The 6,673-nt window shown below is 47.6% G+C and carries 9 protein-coding genes; 2 read left to right on the top strand and 7 right to left on the bottom strand.

The window, feature by feature from the left end:
- Positions 1 to 122 precede the first annotated feature (122 nt).
- Both ACY69O_RS08450 and ACY69O_RS08445 read left to right on the top strand, forming a co-directional pair.
- Positions 123 to 635, top strand: coding sequence for a nitroreductase family protein (locus tag ACY69O_RS08450; protein WP_462333030.1), 513 nt, complete (start codon positions 123 to 125; stop codon positions 633 to 635).
- A gap of 91 nt (positions 636 to 726) precedes the next feature.
- On the top strand, positions 727 to 987 hold the full coding sequence (locus ACY69O_RS08445; protein ID WP_462333029.1) for a hypothetical protein: 261 nt from the start codon (positions 727 to 729) through the stop codon (positions 985 to 987).
- A 112-nt stretch (positions 988 to 1,099) separates the two neighbouring features.
- Here the strand turns inward: ACY69O_RS08445 and ACY69O_RS08440 are convergent, their stop codons facing one another.
- From ACY69O_RS08440 to ACY69O_RS08410, 7 genes are all read right to left on the bottom strand, one after another.
- Complete coding sequence (locus ACY69O_RS08440) at positions 1,100 to 1,780, bottom strand: AlkZ-related protein (RefSeq protein ID WP_462333028.1); 681 nt, start codon at positions 1,778 to 1,780, stop codon at positions 1,100 to 1,102.
- A 6-nt stretch (positions 1,781 to 1,786) separates the two neighbouring features.
- A complete protein-coding gene (locus ACY69O_RS08435; protein ID WP_462333027.1) occupies positions 1,787 to 2,386 on the bottom strand; it encodes a nitroreductase family protein in 600 nt (199 codons plus the stop codon).
- A gap of 107 nt (positions 2,387 to 2,493) precedes the next feature.
- On the bottom strand, positions 2,494 to 3,465 hold the full coding sequence (locus ACY69O_RS08430; protein ID WP_462333026.1) for a metallophosphoesterase family protein: 972 nt from the start codon (positions 3,463 to 3,465) through the stop codon (positions 2,494 to 2,496).
- Positions 3,466 to 3,492: 27 nt separating this feature from the next.
- Entirely contained in the window at positions 3,493 to 3,852 is a 360-nt protein-coding gene (locus ACY69O_RS08425; protein ID WP_462333025.1) for an arsenate reductase family protein, read from the bottom strand.
- A gap of 132 nt (positions 3,853 to 3,984) precedes the next feature.
- Positions 3,985 to 4,767, bottom strand: a complete 783-nt coding sequence (locus ACY69O_RS08420) for a ZIP family metal transporter (RefSeq protein WP_462333024.1) — start codon at positions 4,765 to 4,767, stop codon at positions 3,985 to 3,987.
- 140 nt (positions 4,768 to 4,907) lie between these two features.
- Complete coding sequence (gene dcuC / locus ACY69O_RS08415) at positions 4,908 to 6,155, bottom strand: C4-dicarboxylate transporter DcuC (protein ID WP_462333023.1); 1,248 nt, start codon at positions 6,153 to 6,155, stop codon at positions 4,908 to 4,910.
- 222 nt (positions 6,156 to 6,377) lie between these two features.
- Positions 6,378 to 6,614 (bottom strand): DUF2442 domain-containing protein, encoded by a 237-nt coding sequence (locus ACY69O_RS08410; RefSeq protein ID WP_462333022.1) that lies wholly within the window; start codon positions 6,612 to 6,614, stop codon positions 6,378 to 6,380.
- Positions 6,615 to 6,673: the final 59 nt, after the last annotated feature.

Below are 6,673 nucleotides of genomic sequence, written 5' to 3'. Positions count from 1 at the left end.
TTCTAAGGAACTAAAAATCTATTGTTGGTATAATTCTCTGCGAGGGGAATAAATCAAATTACCATTCGCGGATTAACTCCGCATCAGAGGAATTACTATTTATCGGTTAGGAGGTCAATACAATGGATTTTCTTGAACTTGCCAAGGCACGTTATTCGTGCAAGAAATTTGCGGACAAGGCTGTAGAAACATCAAAGCTGGAACAGGTTTTGGAAGCGGGCCGTCTCGCTCCTACAGCAAAAAACAGTCAGCCACAGCACATCTACGTTCTGGAGACAAAGGATTCACTTGCTGTTGCAGACAAAATCACACCCTGCCGCTATAATGCGCCTACTGTACTTGCCATCGCTTACGACATAGGCAATGTATTTGAATATCCGGGCGGCAAGTATAACTCCGGTGCAGAGGACGCCGCTATTGTTGCAACACATATCGTACTGGCCGCCAAAGCCATCGGTCTGGACACCTGCTGGGTAAACTATTTTGACCCGGATAAAGCAAAAGAGCTTTTGGAGCTCCCGTCCAATGAAGTTGTGACGATTTTTATTGACATAGGCTATGCCGACCCTGACGCAAAACCGCTGCCGAATCACGAAAATCGCAAGCCTCTGAGTGAAACGGTAACATATCGCTAAAAAATTTTTTCATGACACATTTTTGTCACACCTGCCTCATATAATACAATCAACAAAGAAAACATCAACCAATTTTAGGAGGCAGATTACAATGAAAAAGACAATCTTAACCATGATGGCAGCAGTTGTCATCGCAACGACAGGAACAGCTTTTGCAGCAACCCCGGAGCGTGCGGAAAACGTACCGGCATTCGAGCAGAATGTCAACGCTGACTACACCTGCGGCGGCTACGGCCGTGGTGGACGCGGACGCGGCGGTTACGGCGGAGGCTACGGCTGCGGCGGATATGGCGGTGGCTATGGTGGCGGTTACTGCTACGATGGCGGCTACAATTCCGAAAACAATCAGTAATTAAAACTTTACCGACCAAAATACCCGGTTGCCGAATTATCGGCAACCGGGTGTTTTTATGTTCAAATCATATTAAATCTCAGCGATTCACCGAAAACTTCCCGGCCAAACTCTATCCCAACAGCTTCAACAGCTGCTTTTCGCTTGCCCATGGAAGTATCTTCCTAAAATGTGAAAGCAATCTCTCTTTGGACTCTTCGGGTTTTCTCCGATATACGGCATCAGTAAAGGCTTTGCCGTAATATTTCTCCGGCGTAGTGTACTTAGCAACACCCCAGCCGTAAGGATTCCCCTGCTTATCCAGCATATACGTAAAATCCGCCACGACTATATAGCACTCCATCTGCAGACGGGTGATAATTGTATCAAAACCCTTTCGCCCGTTTTTCCCGAACTCACCGGCCTTTTTCAGCTCCTTCGACAGCACAGGCTCTTTCTTCCGGTCAATCAAATCATATACAAGCTTATCCTCATAGGCGGCCTTGCCGTCATCATAAAGCGAATCAAAATCGTAGCCGTCACGGCGCCAATTCGCCAGATCAGGATACCATTCACGGCTCACGAAGCATGCTTTCTTGTTGAACAGCTTTCCGTAGACGCATTTCTTCCCCCGTGCGATAGGGCCCTTCCATTCCCACGCTTCCCATGCATCATCAAAGCCTGTGAACCAATACCTCGGGTCAATACGCTCTTCAAGAGAAAACCCCGGTACATAATTCGTAAAAAACGGCAGAAATCCCTGCTCCTCAACAACAGCCTCAACATCGTGCATAGACCTGATTCGTTTTGCCATGCTGCATCACCCCATATATGTGCGCACCCGTTCTTCCACAGGAATTTTTTCGGTAGGCTGTGCGGGGGCAAGCGCCTCACCGAAAACCATCTGCGCAACCAGCGCCCAGCTCTCAGGTACATCAAAATGCTTCTTCACTTCCGCATCAATCAATGGGTTATAATGCTGTAGATTGACACCAAGCCCCATATCCGCCAGCGCCGTCCAAATGGCAAACTGCAGCATTCCGTTTGCCTGCGCCGCCCAAACAGGGAAGTTATCCGTATAGGAGGGAAATTTTTCCTGCATTTCTTTTACTGTAGCCATTTCCTCAAAAAACAGTATAGTTCCGTATCCAGCCGCAAAGCCATCTATTTTCTGCTCCGTCGCAGAAAACTTATCTGCCGGCACGACACCACGCAGCGTTTCCTTCGCAATGTGCCATATCTTTTCATGATGCTCACCAAACGCCAGCACCACGCGGGCAGACTGCATATTAAACGCAGACGGTGTTTCACGTGTCATGCGCTCTGCCACAGCGATAATTTCCGAAGGCAGGACATTTACATTTTTGCCCAGTGCGTAGTTCGTACGGCGATTCTTCACTGCTTCCCGAAAACATCTCATAACGAAACTCCTCCTTTGCAGTCTCATGTATCCTTTCCACATATAACTGTCAAGAATAGGATAAAATATAACGTTCTCTTGAAAATATTCGCAAACACATTATGATTTTATGATTCGTAACTCCGTTCAAACTCGTCCAGCCAAACGCCTTTAGTATGGTCGTAGGTGCGGACGACGGTTTTGTCTTCATAGAGATAGAGCGAATTGGTATACACATGGCGTTTATCTATTGTTGGATTGTGTATGTTCACGAGGTTATCATTGAATCTGTTTACGCTGTCATCAGCATAGCTGTCGTTTGTCGGCGGCGTGTGCGTATGCCCTGACAGCCACAGGCTTCCTTTGGGGCATGCTTCCAGAATATCCTCCAGAGGCCCGTCGGGCTGTGCCGTCCTTGATGATGTATTGATTTTTTTCTTGTATGTACGCAGCGTTCCCATTAGAGGCGCATGGCATAAAAACAGCATAGGCCCCTCCTGATGCTCAGAAATTTCTTTTTTCATCCAGTCAAGCTGACCTTCCGAAAGCTCTATACTCAGCTCAGTGCATGCGTCCGGAGCCAGATAGAGCATACGGTATTTCCCGACTGTTCTCGCATAATAAACATCAGGCAAATGGTACCTCCGCGTGAATGCCATCAGCTTTTCCCAACGTTCTTCGTATGTTTCGCATCTCAGAAGTTTTCCGTTCTCATCGGGTTCATCCTGATAGGCATAGTCATGATTTCCCGCGATGACATAAACAGGCACACTGATTTGGGAAAGGTATTCGTCCACGCAGGCAAATTCTTCCTCAGTGCCGTAGCGTGCCGCCAAATCCCCCAGAACATCTACTTCGTCCACATCGTCCCAGGAATTGATGTCGTCCAAAATCTTTGTTTTCTGCTCCCAAACTTCATTTTGGTCTTCCTCGGTTTTGTGTTTTTTCGTCCGCCATGGAAGATGCGTATCACTAAGAAGCAGTATGCGATAGTATTCACGCTGAGCCGCGGAGGTTTTTCGGAAACGGCTGAACCAGCCGTTAGTCATGAGCCACCCGGCGCCCAGTGCCATAATTCGCAGAAAATCTCGCCTATTCATAGGAATCCTCCTTCCCCTGGACCGAAATCAGGACAGGCTTTCCTGCCACTCCTTTTCCTTAAATCCCACTAGAACCCTGCCTCCGTCAACAAGAATCGGACGCTTTACAAGCATACCGTCCGTAGCGAGAAGTGCATACTGCTCTGCCTCGCTCATGGAGGGCAGTTTGTCCTTCAGCGCAAGTTCTTTGTATTTGAGCCCGCTGGTATTGAAGAACCGTTTCAGCGGCAGTCCGCTTTTTTCATGCCATGCACGAAGCTCTTTTTCCGTAGGATTCTGTTCCTTGATATCTCTTACCTTTACCGCAATTCCCTTATCCGCCAGCCATTTCTCTGCTTTCTTGCAGGTCGTGCACCGTGGATAGCATACAAAAATTCGTTCACTCATATTTCGCACATCCTTTCTGCTTAATAGTTCGCTATGCTTTCTTCAATTCCTGCCAGCCAATAAGATTTCTCTTTTCTGAAAAAACAAAAGCCTGCCCGGCAGTTCTCTGTCAGACAGGCATATTTTCCGCGCTCACCCCAGCGCCACATCAAGTATCATCATGATTGTAAACCCTACTGCAAAGGTTATGACCGCGATGTTTGAGTGGCTGCCCTCCGACATCTCAGGTATCAGCTCCTCCACCACCACGTACATCATAGCACCGGCAGCAAAGCTCAAAAAATACGGAAGAATCGGGATAACCAGACCCGCCGCGGCTATAGTGATCACTCCCGCTATAGGCTCTACGATACCCGACAGCACACCTGCGGCAAAGGTCTTCCACTTGGTCATTCCCTCTGCCAGAAGCGGCATGGACACAATTGCGCCCTCAGGGAAGTTCTGTACCGCAATACCGATGGCAAGCACCAGCGCACCGGTCCCTGATATGTGTTCTACCCCGTATATCCATCCGGCCAGCACCACACCCACAGCCATTCCCTCAGGAATGTTATGAAGCGTAACCGCAAGAAGCAGCTTTGTGGTTTTCTTCAGTCCTGTTTCCTGCGGGCCTTCCTCCTGCATATCCATGTGCATGTGCGGAGTCACCACATCCAGCACCAAAAGAAAGAGCATCCCCACAAGAAATCCTGCAGCCGCAGGAATAAAGGCAAGTCTTCCCAGCCCCTCCGACTGCTCTATCGCAGGCGCAAGAAGACTCCAAAAGCTTGCTGCAACCATAACGCCGGCCGCAAACCCAAGAAAAATTTTCTGCAGTCTTGGGCTTATGGTGTCCTTCAGGAAAAACACCATTGCCGCGCCTGCTGTCGTACCTAAAAATGGAATCAGCAAAACTTCTATAACGCTGATGTTCATATATTTGCCTCCTGACATTTGTATAAAGGAGAATATTTATCAATAACATCAGTATATCATCATTATTCATATATTTCGACAAAAATAAAAAGAGAACCTCGATTAACGAAGTTCTCTTCATAAATTTTAACGCATGAAAATCACATAAGAAGAACTGCCATACCTACAATCATAGCAAGAATCATCGGAATACCATTGCGGCGTGTAACCTCCATCGGGTTAATTCCTGCGATACCTGCAACGATAATCGTAGCGCCTGCAATCGGCGACATTGTACGGCCAAGCGTACCGCCAAGAGTTGCCATGGAACCCATCTGCACGATGGAAAGACCGAACTGCTCTGCATGCGGTGTAACAGCTTCGTTGAAAGCAAATGTTGCAGCATCACCGGAGCCCGTAACAAGACCGAGAATGAACGGTCCGACAGATGCGCAGATTTTTACGATTGCAGGGTTGTTAATCATTGCTGCGATGAATGCCTTAATAAGGCCCATAGCGTTCATACCTGCAACAAAAACACCTGCAGCGATAATAATACCGATGATATCACCGTATGCCTTGCCCATGCCGTCAAAGAAGGATTTAGCAAGGTTGCCCGGGTGCGTGCGTGTGATAATACATGTCAGAACCGTACCGATAATCATAGCCTGAGCAACACCCATTTTGAAAAGCGGAACAACTCCCGTAGCACCGAGAATGAGGATAACGATAGGAACTACCGGCATAAGCGCGTAAATCGGATTTACCTTGAAATCCTCTTCCATCTCAAGACCTTCAGCAACATGGCCTTTGTTTTCATGGAAGAAATAAGCGATAGCCATGAGCGCGACTGCACCGACAACAAGAGATGCAATGTTTGCACGATAGTGGAATGCGATAACATCCATGACGTCCACGCCAGCGATCTTCGCAACAAACGGGTTATGAGCAAGTCCGGGATTCAGCATGGAACCGTACGTTCCGCATTTCACAGCAGCTGCTGCCATAGCCGGATGAACACCTGCGCCCATAAGGATAGGAATGAAAATTGCGCCTGCGGCTGCCGCCGTTCCTGCGGCACTCGGAAGAGCCATGTTGACTGCATACGTTCCGAAGATAACACCCGGAATCAGGAACCAGTTAACCTTCAGCAGGATTTTCGCCAGGCCGTTGATGAGGTGCTTGTCGCAGCCCGTGAAACGCATAGCGAGAGCAAAACCCATACTGGAGCAGGCCGACGTAATCATTCCACTCTTCATGCCCTTTGCGAAGGCATCAAGACCTGACATCGCCACACCACCTATGATACACATCAAAATACCGGAACAAACCAGTACCATTCTGGCTTCGTAATGCTTGACGAGAAGCACCAGGGTAGCCAGTACAATTATACACCCTGCAATAATCATAATAAGACCCCCTCCTGCCCGAAAAAAACGTCACTGAACGGGCAAAATTGTTTCTACGGGCATACCCCAAAGCACCCGTATCGGTACTTAGTATAACACGTTAACATACTATTCAGTATATTTTATACATAATAATACTGTATACATGACAACAAAAATAAAAACCCGAGGACCGCCAGTCTCTCTTCAAAGACTGTCTGCCCCCGGGCTTTTCCTTTTTAATCATACATAACTAAGCGTATACAGTTCATCTGGGCATATATCCTGCCCATCCGGCCAAGTAACCGTATATCCGTCCGTTTTTACCGCCTTAAAGTAAGCGGTATCTCTGAGTCTACCGTACCAATCGCCTTTAATGTACGGCTTCACGTCAAATTTCTTTTCTTCACCATTATCAAACTTAACGTTAATGATATAGTTATCAACGGGCACTACAGAAACTGCCGTTGGTCTTAGCATCTCAACCACCACCTTCTTATCTCAAAGGATCAATCTTGAAGTAACCATCACCATCGGAA

Source organism: Schwartzia sp. (in: firmicutes) (assembly GCF_978017985.1).
This window is presented reverse-complemented; position numbering and strand designations above follow the sequence as displayed.

What these genes read in the sequence shown, in the direction of transcription:
- ACY69O_RS08425 (WP_462333025.1), bottom strand. Translation starts at nt 3,852, where the DNA reads ATGAGTGAACGAATTTTTGTATGCTATCCACGGTGCACGACCTGCAAG.
- ACY69O_RS08420 (WP_462333024.1), bottom strand. Translation starts at nt 4,767, where the DNA reads ATGAACATCAGCGTTATAGAAGTTTTGCTGATTCCATTTTTAGGTACG.
- ACY69O_RS08435 (WP_462333027.1), bottom strand. Translation starts at nt 2,386, where the DNA reads ATGAGATGTTTTCGGGAAGCAGTGAAGAATCGCCGTACGAACTACGCA.
- ACY69O_RS08445 (WP_462333029.1), top strand. Translation starts at nt 727, where the DNA reads ATGAAAAAGACAATCTTAACCATGATGGCAGCAGTTGTCATCGCAACG.
- ACY69O_RS08430 (WP_462333026.1), bottom strand. Translation starts at nt 3,465, where the DNA reads ATGAATAGGCGAGATTTTCTGCGAATTATGGCACTGGGCGCCGGGTGG.
- ACY69O_RS08410 (WP_462333022.1), bottom strand. Translation starts at nt 6,614, where the DNA reads ATGCTAAGACCAACGGCAGTTTCTGTAGTGCCCGTTGATAACTATATC.
- ACY69O_RS08450 (WP_462333030.1), top strand. Translation starts at nt 123, where the DNA reads ATGGATTTTCTTGAACTTGCCAAGGCACGTTATTCGTGCAAGAAATTT.
- dcuC (WP_462333023.1), bottom strand. Translation starts at nt 6,155, where the DNA reads ATGATTATTGCAGGGTGTATAATTGTACTGGCTACCCTGGTGCTTCTC.
- ACY69O_RS08440 (WP_462333028.1), bottom strand. Translation starts at nt 1,780, where the DNA reads ATGGCAAAACGAATCAGGTCTATGCACGATGTTGAGGCTGTTGTTGAG.